This window comes from Arenimonas sp., assembly GCF_035721105.1.
In the GTDB taxonomy this organism is placed as follows: Bacteria; Pseudomonadota; Gammaproteobacteria; order Xanthomonadales; family Xanthomonadaceae; genus Arenimonas.
This window is the reverse complement of the sequence record NZ_DASTNG010000059.1, coordinates 1-19,100: the sequence shown is the minus strand read 5'-3', so window position 1 is coordinate 19,100 and position 19,100 is coordinate 1. Positions and strand designations below refer to the sequence as shown.

17 protein-coding genes are annotated in these 19,100 nt (G+C 70.1%); 11 read left to right on the top strand and 6 right to left on the bottom strand.

Annotated elements, in window-relative coordinates:
* Positions 1–9: 9 nt before the first annotated feature.
* Positions 10–1,761 (top strand): M14 family metallopeptidase, encoded by a 1,752-nt coding sequence (locus tag VFQ84_RS09485; RefSeq protein ID WP_325131394.1) that lies wholly within the window; start codon positions 10–12, stop codon positions 1,759–1,761.
* On the opposite strand, the gene VFQ84_RS09480 is transcribed toward VFQ84_RS09485, so the two are convergent.
* The 4 genes from VFQ84_RS09480 to VFQ84_RS09465 form a co-directional block, all read right to left on the bottom strand.
* Entirely contained in the window at positions 1,725–2,447 is a 723-nt protein-coding gene (locus VFQ84_RS09480) for a phytanoyl-CoA dioxygenase family protein (protein ID WP_325131393.1), read from the bottom strand. The two genes, VFQ84_RS09485 and VFQ84_RS09480, sit on opposite strands and share 37 nt — an antisense overlap.
* Positions 2,440–3,714, bottom strand: a complete 1,275-nt coding sequence (locus tag VFQ84_RS09475; RefSeq protein ID WP_325131433.1) for a replication-associated recombination protein A — start codon at positions 3,712–3,714, stop codon at positions 2,440–2,442. Before VFQ84_RS09475 ends, VFQ84_RS09480 begins: the two co-directional genes overlap by 8 nt.
* A gap of 134 nt (positions 3,715–3,848) precedes the next feature.
* A complete protein-coding gene (lolA, locus tag VFQ84_RS09470) occupies positions 3,849–4,496 on the bottom strand; it encodes an outer membrane lipoprotein chaperone LolA (protein WP_325131392.1) in 648 nt (215 codons plus the stop codon).
* 100 nt (positions 4,497–4,596) lie between these two features.
* Positions 4,597–6,915, bottom strand: a complete 2,319-nt coding sequence (locus VFQ84_RS09465) for a DNA translocase FtsK (RefSeq protein WP_414637024.1) — start codon at positions 6,913–6,915, stop codon at positions 4,597–4,599.
* Between the two features lie 220 nt (positions 6,916–7,135).
* On the opposite strand from VFQ84_RS09465, the gene trxB reads away from it, so the two are divergent.
* The 5 genes from trxB (at position 7,136) to VFQ84_RS09440 (ending at position 10,985) form a co-directional block, all read left to right on the top strand.
* A complete protein-coding gene (gene trxB / locus VFQ84_RS09460; protein ID WP_325131391.1) occupies positions 7,136–8,086 on the top strand; it encodes a thioredoxin-disulfide reductase in 951 nt (316 codons plus the stop codon).
* Positions 8,087–8,160: 74 nt separating this feature from the next.
* Entirely contained in the window at positions 8,161–9,312 is a 1,152-nt protein-coding gene (locus tag VFQ84_RS09455; protein ID WP_325131390.1) for a GNAT family N-acetyltransferase, read from the top strand.
* On the top strand, positions 9,281–10,027 hold the full coding sequence (gene aat, locus VFQ84_RS09450; RefSeq protein WP_325131389.1) for a leucyl/phenylalanyl-tRNA--protein transferase: 747 nt from the start codon (positions 9,281–9,283) through the stop codon (positions 10,025–10,027). Before VFQ84_RS09455 ends, aat begins: the two co-directional genes overlap by 32 nt.
* A gap of 80 nt (positions 10,028–10,107) precedes the next feature.
* Positions 10,108–10,326 carry a translation initiation factor IF-1 gene (gene infA, locus VFQ84_RS09445; RefSeq protein WP_034211033.1) on the top strand — a complete coding sequence of 73 codons (219 nt, stop codon included), beginning with the start codon at positions 10,108–10,110 and terminating at the stop codon, positions 10,324–10,326.
* Positions 10,327–10,481: 155 nt separating this feature from the next.
* Positions 10,482–10,985, top strand: a complete 504-nt coding sequence (locus VFQ84_RS09440) for a hypothetical protein (RefSeq protein WP_325131388.1) — start codon at positions 10,482–10,484, stop codon at positions 10,983–10,985.
* Between the two features lie 105 nt (positions 10,986–11,090).
* Here the strand turns inward: VFQ84_RS09440 and clpA are convergent, their stop codons facing one another.
* Both clpA and clpS read right to left on the bottom strand, forming a co-directional pair.
* On the bottom strand, positions 11,091–13,367 hold the full coding sequence (clpA, locus tag VFQ84_RS09435; protein WP_325131387.1) for an ATP-dependent Clp protease ATP-binding subunit ClpA: 2,277 nt from the start codon (positions 13,365–13,367) through the stop codon (positions 11,091–11,093).
* Positions 13,368–13,406: 39 nt separating this feature from the next.
* On the bottom strand, positions 13,407–13,733 hold the full coding sequence (gene clpS, locus VFQ84_RS09430; protein ID WP_325131386.1) for an ATP-dependent Clp protease adapter ClpS: 327 nt from the start codon (positions 13,731–13,733) through the stop codon (positions 13,407–13,409).
* A gap of 126 nt (positions 13,734–13,859) precedes the next feature.
* Here clpS and VFQ84_RS09425 point away from each other — a divergent pair, with 126 nt between their 5' ends.
* The 5 genes from VFQ84_RS09425 to acnA form a co-directional block, all read left to right on the top strand.
* Positions 13,860–14,330, top strand: a complete 471-nt coding sequence (locus tag VFQ84_RS09425) for a hypothetical protein (RefSeq protein ID WP_325131385.1) — start codon at positions 13,860–13,862, stop codon at positions 14,328–14,330.
* Entirely contained in the window at positions 14,327–14,791 is a 465-nt protein-coding gene (locus tag VFQ84_RS09420; protein ID WP_325131384.1) for an NUDIX hydrolase, read from the top strand. The genes VFQ84_RS09425 and VFQ84_RS09420 overlap by 4 nt, the downstream gene beginning before the upstream one ends.
* Entirely contained in the window at positions 14,788–15,936 is a 1,149-nt protein-coding gene (mnmA, locus tag VFQ84_RS09415; RefSeq protein ID WP_325131383.1) for a tRNA 2-thiouridine(34) synthase MnmA, read from the top strand. Before VFQ84_RS09420 ends, mnmA begins: the two co-directional genes overlap by 4 nt.
* Positions 15,933–16,544 carry a high frequency lysogenization protein HflD gene (gene hflD / locus VFQ84_RS09410; protein WP_325131382.1) on the top strand — a complete coding sequence of 204 codons (612 nt, stop codon included), beginning with the start codon at positions 15,933–15,935 and terminating at the stop codon, positions 16,542–16,544. The genes mnmA and hflD overlap by 4 nt, the downstream gene beginning before the upstream one ends.
* Before the next feature lie 108 nt (positions 16,545–16,652).
* On the top strand, positions 16,653–19,100 hold a 2,448-nt coding region (acnA, locus tag VFQ84_RS09405; RefSeq protein WP_325131381.1), incomplete at its 3' end, for an aconitate hydratase AcnA.

Here is a 19,100-nt window from a genome sequence, read left to right as displayed (position 1 = left end):
GAGAGTGCCATGCGCCTGCTGATCCCGCTGCTCCTCGCCGCCCTGCCCGTCCTTGCGGCGCCACCCCTCGTCACTGTTTCCGAACAGTCCGGCTTCACCCGCACCGGCCGCTACCAGGAGGTGGTGGAACTTTGCGATGCCTTCGCTGCCCGCTACCCGAAGGCGGTGCGCTGCCTGGACTTCGGCACCACGCCGCAGGGCCGGCCGATGAAGGCGCTGGTGGCCTCCACGTCGGGCGCCCTCGATCCCGCGTCGGCCCGCCAGCGCGGGCTGCCGGTGGTGCTGGTGCAGGGCGGCATCCATGCCGGCGAGATCGACGGCAAGGACGCCGGCTTCCTGGCCCTGCGCCAGGTCCTCGAGGGCGAGGCCGCCGTGGCTGCGCTGGACAAGCTGGTGCTGGTGTTCGTGCCGGTCTTCAACGTCGACGGCCACGAGCGCTTCGGCGCCTGGAACCGCCCCAACCAGCGCGGCCCGGTGGAAATGGGCTGGCGCACCACGGCGCAGAACTACAACCTCAACCGCGATTACCTCAAGGCGGACGCGCCCGAGATGCAGGCCATGCTGGCCCTGGTGAACGCCTGGGATCCGCTGGCCGTGGTCGACCTGCATGCCACCGACGGCGCCCAGTTCGAGCACGACATCGCCATCCAGGTCGAACCGGTGCATGCCGGCCCGGCCGCGCTGCGCGCGATCGGCAAGCAGTGGCGCGACGGCGTGATCGCCGACCTGGCCGAACAGGGCTCGCTGCCCCTGCCCTTCTACCCGTCCTTCGTCGTCGACGACGATCCGAGCTCGGGCTTCGCCGACTCGGTGGCGCCGCCGCGCTTTTCCACCGGCTATTTCTGGCTGCGCAACCGGCTGTCGATGCTGGTCGAGACGCACTCCTGGCGCCCCTACCCGGAGCGCGTGCGCAGCACCCGCAACACGGTCGTGTCGGTGCTCGAGCACCTCGCCGAACACGGCCAGGACTGGCAGCGCATCGTCCGCGACGCGGACGTGGCGGCCAGCCAGCCCGACACCGCCCCGGTGCCGCTGGCCTTCGCGCCCGGCGACGCGGTGCGCATGATCGAATTCCGCGGCTACGCCTACACGCGCGAGCCCTCGGACGTCTCCGGCGCACTGATGACCCGCTACGACGAATCCACCCCGCAGGTCTGGACCGTGCCGATGCGCGACGACGTGCAGCCTTCGCTGTCGGTGCCGATGCCCGGCGCAGGCTACCTGGTGCCGGCCGAACACGCGGCTGGCGTCGCCGCGAAGCTGCGCGTGCACGGCGTGGCGTTCCGCGAGCTGGCCGACCCGGGCGAGTTCGACGTCCAAGCCTTCCGCGCCGACAGCCAGGCGCTTTCGGCCGGTTCGGTCGAGGGCCACCAGACGCTGGCGGTCAACGGCACCTGGGCGCCGGAGCGGCGCACGCTGGGTGCGGGCGCGCTGTTCGTGCCCATCCGCCAGCCCAAGTCGCGCCTGGTGATGGCCATGCTGGAGCCGCAGGCGCCGGATTCGCTGCTGGCCTGGGGCGCGTTCAACAACCAGTTCGAGCGCAAGGAATACATGGAGGCCTACGTGGCCGAGGACGTGGCGCGCGACATGCTGGCCAAGGATCCGGCGCTCCGGGCCGAGTTCCAGCGGCGGCTGGCCGACGATGCGGCCTTCGCGGCCAACCCGTCCGCGCGGCTGGAGTTCTTCTACCGCCGGCATCCGTCCTGGGACGCGCAGCTGGGGCTTTACCCGGTGCTGCGGGTGGATACCGCGCCACGCTGACCGGCGCCCGGCGGCGGCTCGAACCAGGCCGCCGGCATGCGGATGTTGCGCAGGTGCGCGGTGGCCAGGTGCGACGCGTGGACCGGTTCGGCGAAAAAGCTCATCAGCAGGCTCCGGCGCCGGCCGCCGGTGACGTTCAGGCTGCCGGCGTGCACGAGGTCGGCGGTGAACACCAGGATGTCGCCCGCGCGACCTTCCAGCTGCACGGCCGCGGAGGTGTCGGCGAAGTCGAAGGACGCCAGGCGGTGGCTGCCCGGCACGACCCGGGTGGCGCCGTTGCCGGGGCCGTAGTCGTCCAGGAACGCGATCGCCAGCGCCGTATCGTCCGGCCGGTACGCCGAGAAATCGCGGTGCAGCCCCTGGTGGCCACCGCCGGGCAGCGGCTCGCGTCCCTCGACCTGGGCCAGGAAGAAGCGCTCGCCGATCAGCGCGCCCGCCGCCGCCAGCACCTCGGGCAGCCGGCAAACGGCCTGCACGCGCGGCGAGTCATCCAGCCAGGCATGGCGCCAGTCCGCCCCGCGCGGCACCGGCCACTGCGCGTTGGGCAGCACCGCGGCATCGAAGCCCGCCCGCAGCGCTTCGCACCAGTCCGCCGGGATCACGCCCCGCAGCAGCACGAAACCGTCGGCCTGCAGCTGCCCGGCGCGGTCGAAGCCGGCGACCGCGGTGGCCTCGCGCTCAGTCAAGGGATGGCCTCGCGGCGGCGCGCGCTGCGCGCAGGCGATCGAGCTTGTCCTTGAGCTTGATTTCCAGTCCCCGGTCGACGGGCTGGTAGTACACGCGTTCGCCCATCGCCTCCGGGAACGCGGTCTGGTCGAGCGCGATGCCGTCGGGGGCGTCGTGGTCGTATTGGTAGCCGCTGCCGTAGCCGAGCTGCTTCATGAGCCGGGTGGGCGCATTGCGCAGGTGGATCGGCACCTCCTGGGTGCCGCCCTCGTGCACGTCGGCCTGGGCCGCCTTGAACGCCACGTAGGCGGCGTTCGACTTGGCGCAGCTGGCGAGGTAGATCACCACCTGCGCCAGCGCCAGGTCGCCTTCGGGGCTGCCCAGGCGCTCGTAGGCGTCCCAGGCTTCGATCGCCATCTGAAGGGCGCGCGGGTCGGCCAGGCCGACGTCCTCGACCGCCATCCGGGTCAGGCGCCGCGCCAGGTAGACCGGGTCGCAGCCGCCGTCGAGCATGCGCGCGAACCAGTACAGCGCGCCGTCCGGGTTCGAGCTGCGGACCGATTTGTGCAGGGCCGAGATCTGGTCGTAGAACTGCTCGCCCTGCTTGTCGAAACGACGCCTGCGGTCGGCCAGCACCTGCACCAGGGTGGCCTCGGTGATGCGGCCGCCTTCGTCGGCGGCCAGTTCGGCGGCGATCTCGAGCAGGGTCAGCGCGCGCCGGACGTCGCCGTCGGCGGCCCCGGCGATCTCGCGCAGGCGCTCGTCGTCGACCGCGATGCCCTGCCCGCCCAGGCCGCGGACCGCGTCGGCGAGGGCGCGGCGCAGGGCCTCGGCGATGTCGTCGGGCGACACCGCCTCGAGCACGTGCACGCGGCAGCGCGAGAGCAGCGCGGAGTTGAGTTCGAAGCTGGGGTTCTCGGTGGTGGCGCCGACGAACAGGATGCTGCCGCGCTCGATGTGCGGCAGGAAGGCGTCCTGCTGGGTCTTGTTGAAGCGGTGCACCTCGTCCACGAACAGCACCGTGCGGCGGCCCTCCGCGAAGCGCTGCTCGGCCGCGGCCAGCACCTCGCGCACCTGCGGCAGGCCCGACAGCACGGCGGAAATGGCGACGAACTCGGCCTCGGCGTAGCGCGCCAGCAGCAGCGCCAGCGTGGTCTTGCCGCAGCCGGGCGGGCCCCAGAGGATCATCGAATGCACGCGGCCCGATTCCACCGCACGGCGCAGCGCGGAGCCCGGCGCCAGCAGCCGGCGCTGGCCCACCATGTCGTCCAGCGCGGCCGGCCGCATGCGTTCGGCCAGCGGCTTCAGGCCTTCCGGGGGCTGGAACAGCGGGTCACTGGCGGGCTTGGCCTTGCGCACCCGGCCATTCTACGAGAACGGGGCCCCGGGTCGCCGCAGGCGGGCGCGCGCCGGGCCGGACCTCAGTCCCGGAGCGGGATGACCTCGGCCGACTCGGCGACTTCGCCGATCTGGTCGACGCCCTCGGGCTTGACGAACACGAAGGTGCCCGCCGCGAAGGCCGGGTTGCGCTTCCAGGCCGAGAAGCCCATCACCGTGCGCTGGCCCAGGCCGTCGAACATCTCCATCCGCACCAGCCCGGCCGGGCCAAAGCCCAGGCGGGCGCGGTCGAACGGCGCCTCCTCGGGCTTGCGCGGCGCCAGCTCCAGCCACGACAGGCCCTGGCCCTGGCCGCCCTCGGTGACCTTGAACTGCCGCTCCATCTGGCCGATGTCGATCAGCATCGCCAGCGGGCTGTTCTGCTCTTCCAGGCTCTGCTGGCGGACGGTGACCTGCTCCATGTCCGGGTCGTAGATCCAGATGTGGTCGCCGTCGGCCACGATCAGCTGCGGATAGGGCTTGAGGTATTCCCAGCGGAACTGCCGCGGCGCCTGCAGCTGCACCGTGCCCGACGAGGTTTCCCGGAGCGCGCCGCCGGCGTCGTAGACGCGCTGCTCGAAGGTCGCCGCGAGGCCCTGCACGCCGTTGCTGAAGACATCGAGCTGCTCGCGCGCGCCGGCGTGGGCGATGCCCGCGACGAGGACCAGGGACAGGACGAGGAGCTTGCGCATGGCGGGGTTCACCGGAAGGTCGTTGCAGGGAGTCTGGCGCCCGCCAGCTGAACGGAACGGGACGCGGCCGGGCCGACCGGCCCGCGCCGTTTCCCGCGGTTCAGCGGGGCGGCGGCGGGGCGATGACGGTGCGGTCGCCGTTGTGCTCGGGGCCGGAGACGATGCCGGCCGCCTCCATCGCCTCGATCAGGCGGGCGGCGCGGTTGTAGCCGATCTTGAGGCGGCGCTGCACGCCGGAAATGGACGCGCGCCGGGTCTCGGTGACCACCTTCACCGCCTCGTCGTACAGCGGATCGGACTCGTCGCCCGAACTGCTGGCCTCGGGCAGGCCGCCGGGGCCGACCACGACGCCGTCGCCCATGGTCTGCACTTCCTCCAGCACGCCCTCGATGTAGTCGGGGCCGCCGCCGTTGGCGCGCAGGTGCGCCACCACGCGGTGCACCTCGTCGTCGCTGACGAAGGCGCCGTGCACGCGCTCGGGCATGGCGGTGCCGGGCGGCAGGTACAGCATGTCGCCGTTGCCGAGCAGTGTTTCGGCGCCGGACTGGTCCAGGATCGTGCGCGAGTCGATCTTGCTCGAGACCTGGAAGGCGATGCGGGTCGGGATGTTGGCCTTGATCAGGCCGGTGATCACGTCCACCGAGGGGCGCTGCGTGGCCAGGATCAGGTGGATGCCGGCGGCGCGGGCCTTCTGCGCCAGGCGGGCGATCAGCTCCTCCACCTTCTTGCCGACGATCATCATCATGTCGGCGAATTCGTCGATGAAGACGACGATGAAGGGCAGCTCCTCGAGCACCCGCGGCGCCTCGCCCAGGTCCGGGTTCGGGCGGAACAGCGGATCCATCAGCGGCTGGCCGGCGTCGCGGGCGTCCTTGACCTTGCGGTTGAAGCCGGCCAGGTTGCGCACGCCGACCGCGCTCATCAGCTTGTAGCGGCGCTCCATCTCGGCCACGCACCAGCGCAGGCCGTTGGCGGCCTCCTTCATGTCGGTGACCACCGGCGCCAGCAGGTGCGGGATGTTCTGGTAGACCGAGAGCTCGAGCATCTTCGGGTCGATCATCAGCATCCGCACTTCCTTGGCGGTGGCCTTGTACAGCAGGCTCAGCACCATGGCGTTCACGCCCACCGACTTGCCCGAGCCCGTGGTGCCGGCCACCAGCAGGTGCGGCATGCGCGCCAGGTCGACCACGATCGGCCGGCCGGCGATGTCCTTGCCCAGGGCCATCGCCAGCGGCGAGGCGACCTTGTCGTATTCCTTCGAGCGCAGGATCTCGCTGAGGTAGATGGTTTCACGGTGCGAGTTCGGGATCTCCAGGCCGACCACCGACTTGCCCGGGATCACGTCGACCACGCGCACCGACTTCACGCTCAGGCCGCGGGCGATGTCCTTGTCCAGCGAGCTGATCTGGCTGCCCTTGACGCCCGGCGCCGGCTCCATCTCGAAGCGGGTGATCACCGGGCCCGGGTAGGCACCGACCACCTGCACTTCGACGCGGAAGTCCTTGAGCTTGAACTCGATCTGGCGCGACAGCGTTTCCAGCGTTTCCTCGGAATAGCCCTTGGGCTGCTCCTTCGGGTCGTCGAGCAGGGACAGCGGCGGCAGGCCTTCGCCGCCGCCGGCGTTGAACAGCGGGATCTGCTGCTCGCGCTGGGCGCGCTCGGACTTCTCGATGACGGGCTTGGGCGGCGGCTCGATGTAGACCGGCTCGCGCTTGGCGCGCTTGACGGTCTCGACCTTGCGCACTTCCTCGCGCTCCTCGCGCATGACCCGGGCGCGCTGCCACTCGGCGGCCTGGCGGGTGCCCTTGCCCAGGCGCGACGCCAGCGCCAGCACCTTGCCGCCGATCCAGTCCATCAGCGCGAACCAGCTCAGGCCGGTGGCCAGGGTGACCGACATCAGCACCAGCGACAGCAGGAACAGGTTGCCCCCCATTACGCCGAACACGCTGCGCATGGACGCGCCCACCACCTCGCCGAGCACGCCGCCGGAGCCGGCGGGCAGGTTCGGCATGGGGCCGCCGAGGTTGTGGACCAGGCCGCAGGCGCTGACCAGGAAGCCGACGATGCCGATCAGCCGGAGCGCCGGACCGAAGTCCACCCGTCCGTCGCCGTCGGAGTCGAGCCCGAACAGCGCGATCCAGGCGACGCCGCCCAGCACCAGCGGGACGGTGTAGGACACGTAGCCGAAGAAACCGAAGGCCAGGTCCGCGAGCTTGGCGCCCACGAAGCCGCCGAAATTGTTGATCTGGCCGGTGACGCTGCCGGTGGTGGACCAGCCCGGATCGTCCGAGTGGTAGCTGAGCAGGCTGGCCAGCAGGTACAGCAGCAGCGGGGAAATCGCGACCAGCGCGAGCTCGCGCCAGAGTTTCTGGCGGCGGTCGAGGCCGGCGGTGGTGCTACGGTCTGGAGTTCGCGCCACTGAGAGAAAAGACCTCAGGAAACCTTTATAGACGGCTGTTTATACAGCAATTCACACCAACAAGCCCGTTTCTTCACGGACCCCGCCCGCAACACAGCGACCGGCCGGCCCGCCTTGATTTGGCCTGCCCCGCCCGCCAAGCTAGCCCCCTCCGCGACACGCCCCGGACCCTTTGCCGGCCGGTGCCCGCGCGCCCCCTTCAACGGACGAAGAATCATACATGACCGCCCCCAAGCACTGCCGCCTGCTCATCCTCGGCTCCGGCCCCGCCGGCTATTCGGCCGCCGTCTACGCCGCCCGCGCCAACCTCAAGCCGGTGCTGGTGACCGGCCTGCAGCAGGGCGGCCAGCTGATGACCACCACCGAGGTCGACAACTGGCCCGGTGACGCCCACGGCCTTATGGGCCCGGACCTGATGGCGCGGATGCAGGCCCACGCCGAGCGCTTCGAGACCGAGATCATCTTCGACCACATCCATACCGTGGAGCTGGGCCGCCGGCCCTTCCGCCTGGTCGGCGACAGCGGCGAGTACACGGCCGACGGCCTGATCATCGCCACCGGCGCCAGCGCCAAGTACCTGGGCCTGGCTTCCGAGCAGCGGTTCATGGGCAAGGGCGTGTCGGCCTGCGCCACCTGCGACGGTTTCTTCTTCCGCGACCAGGACGTGGCGGTGATCGGCGGCGGCAACACGGCCGTCGAAGAAGCGCTGTACCTGTCCAACATCGCCCGCAAGGTCTACCTGGTGCACCGCCGCGACAAGCTGCGCTCGGAGAAGATCCTGCAGGACAAGCTGTTCGCCAAGGCCCAGGCCGGCAAGGTCGAGATCATCTGGGACCATAGCGTCGACGAAGTGCTGGGCGACGATTCCGGCGTGACCGGCATGCGCATCCGCTCGACCAAGGACGAATCCACCCGCGAGATCGCGGTGCAGGGCTTCTTCGTGGCCATCGGCCACACCCCGAACACCTCGCTGTTCGAGGGCCAGCTGGACATGCGCAACGGTTACCTGACCATCAAGTCGGGCCTGGACGGCAACGCCACCGCCACCTCGGTGCCGGGCGTGTTCGCCGCCGGCGACGTGGCCGACCAGGTCTACCGCCAGGCCATCACCTCGGCCGGCTTCGGCTGCATGGCGGCGCTGGACGCCGAGAAGTTCCTCGACAAGGAATAAGCCCGGCACGTTCTGCGCGGGGCCCCGGGCCACTCCCACGGCCCCGTCACGAACGCGTCGCGTAAGCTGGCGGCATGACCGAACTGCGCCTGCACGCCGCCCTCGATGAACTGCCTGCGGCGGCCTGGGACGCCCTGCACGACCGCCGCCATCCCTTCCTCGCGCACGCCTTCCTGGCCGGCCTGGAGCGCGAGGGCTGCCTGCGCCCGCGCTGGGGCTGGACGCCGCGGCATGCCTCGCTCTGGCGCGACGGCGAACTGGTGGCCGCCGCGCCGGCCTACCTCAAGACCAATTCGCACGGCGAGTTCGTGTTCGACCACGCCTGGGCCAACGCCTACGCCCGCTTCGGCCGCGACTATTTCCCGAAGTGGCTGGTCGGCGTGCCCTACACCCCGGTCACCGGCCCCCGGCTGCTGGCCCGCGACGCTGCGGACCGGCACGCGCTGCTGGCGGCGATGGCCGACCGGGCGCGGCGGGACGGGCTGTCCTCGATCCACGTCAACTTCCACCCCGGGGACGAGGCGCCGGCCTTCGGCGCCGACTGGCTGGCGCGCGAGGACGTGCAGTTCCACTGGCACAACCGCGGCTGGGCCGGCTTCGACGACTTCCTGGCGGCGCTGCAGCCCAAGAAGCGAAAGAACCTGCGCCAGGAGCGCGACAAGGTCCGCCGCGCCGGCTACGGCTTCCGCACCGTGCACGGCGACGAGGCCACCGAGGACGAGCTCGCGGCCATGCACTTCTTCTACTGCCGCACCTTCGCCGACTACGGCAACCATCCGGCGCTGACGCTGGAGTTCTTCCGGCACCTGGCGACGGCGATGCCGCGGCAGCTGGTGCTGTTCCTGGCCGACCGGGACGGCGAGACGGTGGCCGGCGCCCTGTGCCTGCGCGGCGGCGACACGCTTTACGGCCGCTACTGGGGCAGCAGCGAACCGGAGCCGTCGCCGGGCCTGCACTTCGAGACCTGCTACTACCAAGGCATCGACTACTGCCTGCGCGAAGGCCTGCGGGTGTTCGAGCCCGGCGCCCAGGGCGAGCACAAGATCGCCCGCGGCTTCCTGCCGGTCGCCACCCACAGCCACCACTGGCTGGCCGACCCGGAATTCGCGCGGGCCATCGACGGCTGGTGCGCACAGGAGCGCGCCGGCACGGCAAGCTATCGGCAGTCCGTCCTGGCGCACAGCCCCTATCGCGATGCCGATCCGCCTGCCCCTGCTGCCGGCTGACCCCGAGGCGCCGTTCCCGCCGGCGGCGCGCGCGCACCCGGACCCGAACGGCCTGCTCGCCATGGGCGGCGACCTGTCGCCGACGCGGCTGCTCAATGCCTACCGGCACGGCATCTTCCCGTGGTTTTCCGAGGGCGACCCGATCCTGTGGTGGTGCCCGGACCCGCGCATGGTGTTCGACACGGCCGGGTTCCGGCTGCCGTCGCGGTTCCGGCGCAGCCTGCGCGGCAGCGGGTGGCAGGTCCGGGCCGACACGGCGTTCGACCGGGTGGTGCTGGCCTGCGCGCTGCAGCCCCGGCCCGGGCAGGACGGCACCTGGATCACGCAGGACATGATGGACGCCTATGGCGCGCTGCACCGGCTGGGCCATGCGCATTCGGTCGAGGTGTACGACGGCCGGCGCCTGGTCGGCGGCATCTACGGCGTGGGCATCGGCCGGATGTTCTTCGGCGAAAGCATGTTCAGCGGCGTCTCGGGCGGCTCGAAGGCGGCGCTGGCCGGCCTGTGCCGGATCCTGGCCGGCGCCGGCTGCCCCCTGCTCGACGCCCAGGTCGAGAATGCACACCTGGCCTCGCTGGGCGGACAGCGCCTGCCCCGCCCCGACTTCCTGGCCCAAGTGGCCCGCCTGGCCGCAGCGCCCGCCCCGCCGGGCCTCTGGGCCCCCGATCGCACGGATTTCCAGGCGGCACGCCTGGCCGGCCCCGCCGGCGATTAACCAAATTTTTGCAAGCCCGGCAGGGACATGGCAGAATGCGCGGCTTCCAAGGCCGGCTTCCCCGTCCAGCGAAACCAAGAATGTCCAAAGACGATTCCATCGAATTCGAAGGCACGGTGCTCGAGACCCTCCCGAACACCATGTTCCGGGTCAAGCTCGAGAACGGCCACGTCATCACCGCCCACATCTCCGGTCGCATGCGCAAGAACTACATCCGCATCCTCACCGGCGACAAGGTCAAGGTCGAGATGACGCCCTACGACCTCACCAAGGGCCGCATCACCTACCGCATGAAGTAATGCGGGGGTTCTGGCAACAAGAACGGCGGCCCAGGGCCGCCGTTTTGTTTGGCCTGGCGCCCGGCCGGTCCCCGGGCCGCAGCCGCACCGTATTGTGCCGCCCGCGGCCTCCCGCCTAGACTCCCGGCTCTTCATTCGATGACCAGGGGATGGGCATGGCGACTTGCGCGTGCTGCGGCACCACCGTTTTCTTCGGCAAGCGCGCCGGGCCCGACCAGTACTGCAATGACAATTGCCTCGGGCGCGGGCCGATCCTCAGCGTCGGCAAGACGGTGCCGGACTACCTGGTCCAGGCCGAGGCCGAAAAGATCTTCAAGGCCCCCTGCCCCGTCTGCCGCGGCGCCGGCCCCACCGACGTGCATACGTCCCACACGATCTGGTCCGCCGTGCTGGTCACGTCCTGGAACAGCAAGTCGCAGTTTTCCTGCAAGCCCTGCGGGGTGAAGCGCCAGTTGCTGGCGACCCTGCAGTCGGGACTGCTGGGCTGGTGGGGATTCCCCTGGGGCATCCTGGGTACGCCGGTCACCATCATGCGCAACCTCTTCGGCATGGGCACCAAGATCGGCGCGGCCCGGCCGTCCAGCGACCTGCTCAGCCAGACCCGGTCGCTGATCGCGATGCAAAGCATCGAGCAGTCGCGCCGCACGCCGGCGGCCTGACCCCGCGCGCAGGTCCGTGGCGCGCTGCCTGCCGACGGGCCAGGCCTGGATGCGAAATGCCCGCCTCGACGGCGGGCATTTCGCTGGACACGCCGAGGCCGGTGATCAGACCGTGGCGGGCAGCAGCTTCTCGGGCTCGGCCTGGGTGACCACGACCAGCTCGCCGTCCTTGACGTCGACCAGGACCCGGCCGCCATGGGCGAGGTCGCCGAACAGCAGCGCGTCGGCCAGCGGGCGCTTGATCTTGTCCTGCAGCAGGCGCGACATCGGGCGGGCACCCATCTGCGGGTCGAAGCCGTGTTCGGCCAGCCACTGCCGCGCCTCGGCCGTCGCCGACAGGCTGACGTGCTTCTCGTGCAGCTGCGCCTCGAGCTCGATCAGGAACTTGTCCACCACCCGCAGGATGTGGTCGATGCCCAGCGCGCCGAACTGGATGATGGCGTCCAGGCGGTTGCGGAACTCCGGCGTGAAGGCCTTGCGGATCACTTCCATCGCGTCGCTGGTGTGGTTCTGCTCGACGAAGCCCATGGTGCGGCGGGCCGCCTGCGAAGCGCCGGCATTGGTGGTCATCACCAGCACGACGTTGCGGAAGTTCGCCTCGCGGCCGTTGGTGTCGGTCAGCACGCCGCGGTCCATGACCTGCAGCAGGATGTTGAACACGTCCGGATGCGCCTTCTCGATCTCGTCGAGCAGCAGCACGCAGTGCGGGGTCTTGACGATCTTCTCGGTCAGCAGGCCGCCCTGGTCGAAGCCGACGTAGCCCGGGGGCGCGCCGATCAGGCGGCTGACCGAATGCGACTCCATGTACTCGGACATGTCGAAGCGCACCAGCTCGATGCCCAGCTGCATCGCCAGCTGCTTGGTGACCTCGGTCTTGCCCACGCCGGTGGGGCCGGCGAACAGGAAGTTGCCGATCGGCTTGTCCGGGTTGGACAGGCCCGAGCGCGCCAGCTTGATCGCCGACACCAGCGTCTCGATGGACGGGTCCTGGCCGAAGATGACCATCTTGAGGTTGCGCTCGAGGTTCTTGAGCACGTCCTTGTCGGAGGCGCTGACCTGCTTGGCCGGGATGCGCGCCATCTTCGAGACGATCAGCTCGATTTCCTCGACGTCGACCACCTTCTTGCGCTTGTCCTCGTCGAGCAGGCGCTGGCGGGCGCCGGCCTCGTCGATGACGTCGATGGCCTTGTCGGGCAGCAGGCGGTCGTTGATGTGCTTGACCGAGAGGTCGACCGCGGCCTGGAGGGCGTCGGAGGCGTACTCCACGTCGTGGTGGGCCTCGAACCGGGTCTTGAGGCCGTTGAGGATGGCCACCGCCTCGGCGATGGTCGGCTCGACCACGTCGATCTTCTGGAAGCGACGGGCCAGCGCGCGGTCCTTCTCGAACACGCCGCGGTACTCCTGGAACGTGGTCGAGCCGATGCAGCGCAGCTCGCCGTTCTGGAGCACCGGCTTGATCAGGTTGGAGGCGTCCATGGTGCCGCCCGAGGCCGAGCCGGCGCCGATGATGGTGTGGATCTCGTCCACGAACAGGATCGCACCCGGCTCCTTCTTGATCTGCTGGATGACGGCCTTGAGCCGCTTCTCGAAGTCGCCGCGGTACTTGGTGCCGGCCACCAGCGCGCCCAGGTCGAGCGAGTAGATCACGGCGTCCTTGAGCACGGCCGGCACCCGGCCCTCGACGATGCGCCAGGCCAGGCCCTCGGCCAGCGCGGTCTTGCCCACGCCGGCTTCGCCGACGTAGAGCGGATTGTTCTTGCGGCGGCGGCAGAGCACCTGGATGGTGCGCTCGACTTCGTCCTCGCGGCCGATCAGCGGGTCGATCTTGCCTTCCTTCGCCAGCTCGTTGAGGTTGGCGGCGAACTCCTGCAGCGGGTTGCCCTTCGGCTCGCCTCCCTCCTCGCCTTCGGGCTTGGCCTCGGGCGCGGGCTTGTCCTCGGGGCCGTCGCCGATCTTGGCGATGCCGTGCGAGAGGTAATTGACGACGTCGAGCCGGGTGATCTCCTGCTGGTTGAGGAAATACACCGCGTGCGAGTCTTTCTCGCCGAAGATCGCCACCAGCACGTTGGCGCCGGTCACTTCCTTCTTGCCCGAGGACTGCACGTGGTAGACGGCGCGCTGGAGCACGCGCTGGAAGCCCAGCGTGGGCTGGGTGTCGCGCGGGTCGTCGGCCGGCAGCACCGGCACGGTGTCGGCGATGATCTGGCGCAAGCCCGTGGCCAGCTTGGGCTGGTCGGCGCCGCAGGCCTTGAGCACGCCGGCCGCCGAGGGGTTGTCCAGCAGGGCCAGCAGCAGGTGCTCGACCGTCATGAACTCATGCCGGGCTTCGCGGGCCTGCTTGTAGCACTGGCCGATGGTGTACTCGAGATCCTTGCTGAACATTTGGCGTCTCCGGAACGTTTGCTCCGTTATGGGGCCAGCCTAGGTCTTTTCCATGGTGCACAACAGGGGGTGCTGGTGTTCGCGGGAAAAGTCGTTGACCTGCGTCACCTTCGATTCAGCCACCTCGCGCGTGTAGACGCCGCAAACGCCCTTGCCCCGGGTGTGGACCTGGAGCATGACCTGGGTGGCTTTCTCGCGGTTCATGGCAAAGAAGGTCTGCAGGACCTCGACCACGAAGTCCATGGGCGTGAAGTCGTCGTTCAGCAGCAGCACCTGGTAGAGCGGCGGGCGCACCACTTCGGGCCGCGAGGCTTCGACGGCCAGGCCGCGGTCGTGTTCGAATTCGGGATGGGGGTCTTGGGGCATGCCGGCAGTATAAATCGGGGCGGGCGACGGCGTTGGCAAGACCACGCGACGGCGTGGACGCCGCGCGGGCTTTGCGCCGACAATGCCCGGGCCGGACCGCCGGCGCCCACGCCCCGAGGAATCCCCATGATCCTGCGCCCCGCCCTGCTCGTCCTCGCCCTGCTCGCGCTGTCCTTCACGGCCGCCGCGGCCGAGCCCGACCCGGTCGTGAAGGCCCAGCTCGAAAGCAAGGGCACCCCGTTCGAGATCGACGACGACGGCGACTTCCAGATCGTGGTGCGGCTCGATGACGACCGCACCCAGCTGGTCTGGGTCCGCACCGTCACCAGCGAGACCACGCACCACAAGGTCCGCGAGATCTGGTCGCCCGGCTACCAGTCGGCCACCGACAACTTCCCAGCCTCGGTCGCCAACGACCTGCTGGCGCGCAGCCAGGAGATGATCCTGGGCGCCTGGGTGAAGCAGGACCGGGTGGCCATGTTCGTCACCAAGATCGACGCCGATGCCGACGCCGATACGCTGGACGAGGCGATCGACCTCACCGCGCTGGCCGCCGACGAGGTCGAGAAGGACCTGACCGGCAAGGACGACCTTTGAGCTATCGCAGCGGACGCTTCTGGCAGCCCGACGTCACCGTCGCCACCGTCGTGGTGCGCGACGGCCGGCTGCTGATGGTGGAAGAGCAGGTGCGCGGCGAGCGGGTGATCAACCAGCCCGCCGGCCACCTCGAGCCCGACGAGACCCTGCTGGAAGCCGCCCGCCGCGAAACGCTCGAGGAAACCGGCTGGGACGTGACGCTGACCGCCTTCATCGGCGCCTACCAGTGGAAGGCGCCGGCGGATGGCCGCCATTTCCTGCGCATGGCCTTCGCCGCCGAGCCCCTGCGCCACCATCCCGACCGCGCCCTGGACGAGGGCATCCTGCAGGCCCTGTGGCTGACGCCGGCCGAGCTGTCCGCGGAAGCCGCCCGGCACCGCAGCCCGCTGGTCTGGCAGGTGGTCGAGGATTTCCTTGGCGGCCGCCGCTTCCCGCTCCAGGCCATGAACCACACGGCATGAGCCCGGCGCGCGTCATCGTCGGGATGTCCGGCGGCGTCGATTCCTCGGTCGCCGCCCTGCTGCTGCAGCGGCAGGGCGAGTCGATCGCCGGACTGTTCATGCAGAACTGGGACGACGACGCCCCGGGCGGTGCCGACGGACGCGCGCCCGGTGCGACCAGCGACTGCCGCGCCGAGGACGACCGCCGCGATGCCCTGGGCATCTGCGGCCGCCTCGGCATCCCCTTCCACGCCCGCAACTTCGCCCGCGAGTACTGGGCCGGCGTGTTCGAACACTTCCTGGCCGAGTACCGCGCCGGCCGCACGCCCAACCCCGACGTGCTGTGCAACCGCGAGATCAAGTTCAAGACCTTCTTGGACGAGGCGCGGGCGCTGGGCGCCGAGAAGATCGCCACCGGCCACTACGCCCGCGTCGCCCATCGCGACGGCCGCTGGCAGCTGCTGCGCGGCGTCGACCAGGACAAGGACCAGAGCTATTTCCTGCACCAGCTGGGCCAGGCGCAGCTGGCCGCCACCCTGTTCCCGGTCGGCGACCTGCCCAAGGCCGAGGTCCGCCGGCTGGCGGCCGAGGCCGGGCTGCCGACCGCGACCAAGAAGGACTCCACCGGCATCTGCTTCATCGGCGAGCGCGACTTCCGCGAATTCCTGGGCCAGTACCTGCCGGCCCAGCCGGGCGAGATCCGCAGCGTCGACGGCGCCGTGGTGGGCCGCCACGCCGGCGTCTGGTACTACACGCTGGGCCAGCGCGAAGGCCTGCAGGTCGGCGGCGTGCGCGGCCGGCCGGCGGCGCCCTGGTTCGTGGTGGGCAAGGACGTCGCCCGCAACCTGCTGTTCGTCGACCAGGGCAGCGACAGTCCCTGGCTGCTGTCCGACCGGCTGCAGACCGAGCCCGCGCACTGGATCGCCGGCGCGCCGCCCGCCGCGGCCTTCGCCTGCACCGCCAAGACCCGCTACCGGCAGCCCGACCAGGCCTGCGAGGTCCGGGTGGACGCCGACGGCTCGCTTTCCGTAGCCTTCGCGGTCCCGCAGCGCGCGGTCACCCCCGGCCAGTCCCTGGTCCTGTACCGTGGCGACGAATGCCTGGGCGGTGCCGTGATCGCCCGCACCAACGCCCCCACGATCGAATTGAAGACCCCCGACGCATGAAGGATCGCGCCCTCGCCCTCGCCGGCCTGCTCCAGGCCGTGCAGCTCGTCCAGCAGATGGCCCAGAACGGCCAGGCCGAAACGCAGCCGCTGTCGGCCTGCATCGAAAGCCTGTTCCGGTTCGACGCCGAATCGCCCGAGGCGGTGTTCGACGGCGCCGGCAAGCTCGGCCCCGGCCTGCGCCGCCTGGTCGGCCAGCTCGAGGGCGGCGCCGGCCGCGACCCGGCCATCACCCGCATGGCGATGACCGTGCTGCACCTCGAGCGCAGCTTCATCCGCCACCGCAGCGCGCCGCAGGCGGTGCACGACGGGCTGGAGGACATCGCCCGCCAGCGCGAGCACTTCGGCCCGACCCACGCCACCGTGCTGGGCCGCCTGGGCGAGCTGTACGCCCGCGAAGTCAGCCCGGTCGGGCCGCGCGTGCTGGTGCAGGGCAACCCGGTCTACCTGGGGCAGCCGGCGCTGGTCGGCGAAGTCCGCGCCACCCTGCTCGCCGCGCTGCGCGCGGCGGTGCTGTGGCGCCAGCTGGGCGGCAGCTACTGGGACTTCCTGTTCGGCCGCCGCGCGATGGTGCAAGCGGCCCGGGACTGGCTCGACGCGACGCACTGAGCGGGCGCCGCGAGCGGACGGCGGGGTATGGTTTGGGGCATAATACGGGGCTGACGCGGCCGCCCTGCGCGCCTCCCAGCCCCCTCTTCCAAAGCCCGGAGCCTGTCCATGAGCGACTCCTTCGCCACCCGCGACCAACTGGTCGTCAACGGCACGTCCTACACCTACTTCAGCCTGGCCAAGCTGGGCCAGCGCTTCGACCTGGCGCGCCTGCCGTACTCGATGAAGATCCTGCTCGAGAACCTGCTGCGCTGCGAGGACGGCGGCATGACCGTCGGCAAGGAGCACATCGAAGCGGTCGCGACCTGGAACGCCAAGGCCGAGCCCGACACCGAGATCGCCTTCATGCCGGCGCGCGTCGTGCTGCAGGACTTCACCGGCGTGCCCTGCGTGGTCGACCTGGCCGCGATGCGCGACGCCGTGGTCAAGCTCGGCGGCAACGCCGACCAGATCAACCCGCTGATCCCCTCCGAGCTGGTCATCGACCACTCGGTGCAGGTCGACGTGTTCGGCAAGCCCGAGGCCCTCGACCTCAACGGCAAGATCGAGTTCGAGCGCAACCAGGAGCGCTATAGCTTCCTGCGCTGGGGCCAGAAGGCCTTCGACAACTTCAAGGTGGTGCCGCCCAACACCGGCATCGTCCACCAGGTCAACCTCGAGCACCTGGCCCGCGTGGTGATGGCGCGCGACATCGACGGCGTCAAGTACGCCTTCCCGGACACCGTGTTCGGCACCGACTCGCACACCACCATGATCAACGGCATCGGCGTGCTGGGCTGGGGCGTCGGCGGCATCGAGGCCGAGGCCGCGATGCTCGGCCAGCCGAGCTCGATGCTGATCCCGCAGGTCGTCGGCTTCAGGCTGACCGGCAAGCTGCCCGAGGGCGCCACCGCCACCGACCTGGTGCTCACCGTCACCCAGATGCTGCGCAAGCACGGCGTGGTCGGCAAGTTCGTCGAGTTCTTCGGCGAGGGCCTGGACCACCTGCCGCTGGCCGACCGCGCCACCATCGCCAACATGGCCCCGGAATACGGCGCCACCTGCGGCATCTTCCCGATCGATGCCGAGTCGCTGAACTACCTGCGCCTGTCGGGCCGCGACGACGGCCAGATCGCCCTGGTCGAAGCCTACGCCAAGGCCCAGGGCCTGTGGCGCGACCCGTCGGTCGAAGCCGAGTACAGCGCCGTGCTGTCGCTGGACATGGGCGAAGTGAAGCCCTCGCTGGCCGGCCCGAAGCGTCCGCAGGACCGCGTGCTGCTGAGCGACATGAAGGCCAACTTCAACGCCAACCTCGGCGCACTCACCGCCAACCGCAAGCAGAAGAACGGCGACGTGGCGCGCATGGACGCCGAAGGCGGCCACCAGCCGCAGGCCGGCCACCTGGCCGCCAAGCCGAAGTCGAAGATCCGCATCAAGGACCAGGACGCGCACCTCACCGACGGCTCGGTCGTCATCGCCGCCATCACGTCCTGCACCAACACCTCCAACCCGGCGGTGATGCTGGGCGCCGGCCTGCTGGCGCGCAACGCCGTGGCCAAGGGCCTCACCGCCGCGCCGTGGGTCAAGACCTCGCTCGGCCCGGGCTCGCTGGTGGTCACCGACTACCTCAAGAAGGCCGGCGTGCTCGACGACCTCGAGCAGCTCGGCTTCCACGTGGTCGGCTACGGCTGCACCACCTGCATCGGCAACTCCGGCCCGCTGCCCGAGGAAGTGTCCAAGGGCATCGCCGAGAACGACCTGGTCGTGACCTCGGTGCTCTCGGGCAACCGCAACTTCGAAGGCCGCGTGCACGCCGAAGTGAAGATGAACTACCTGGCCTCGCCGCCGCTGGTGGTCGCCTACGCCATCGCCGGCACCACCGACATCGACCTGTCGACCGAGCCGCTGGGCACGGGCAAGGACGGCCAGCCGGTGTACCTCAAGGACGTCTGGCCGACCAACAAGGAAATCGGCGACTTCATCGCCAGGACCGTTGGTCCGGAGATGTTCAAGGCCAACTACGCCAACGTCTTCGGCGGCGACACCCGCTGGAACCAGATCGCCTCGCCCGACGGCGCCAAGTTCGCCTGGGACGATGCCTCCACCTACATCAAGAACCCGCCCTACTTCGACGGCATGAAGATGTCGGTCGGCCACATCGAGGACATCAACGGCGCGCGCGTGATGGGCGTGTTCGGCGACTCGATCACCACCGACCACATCAGCCCGGCCGGCAACATCAAGGCCAGCTCGCCCGCGGGCAAGTTCCTGCAGGCGCGCGGCGTGCAGCCGGCCGACTTCAACTCGTATGGCTCGCGCCGCGGCAACGACGACGTGATGGTGCGCGGCACCTTCGCCAACATCCGCATCAAGAACCTGATGCTGGGCGGCGAGGAAGGCGGCAACACCATCCACTACCCGTCGGGCGACAAGCTCGCGATCTACGACGCGGCCATGAAGTACAAGGCCGAGGGCGTGCCGCTGGTGGTCTTCGCCGGCAAGGAATACGGCACCGGCTCCTCGCGTGACTGGGCCGCCAAGGGCACCAACCTGCTGGGCGTGAAGGCGGTCGTGGCC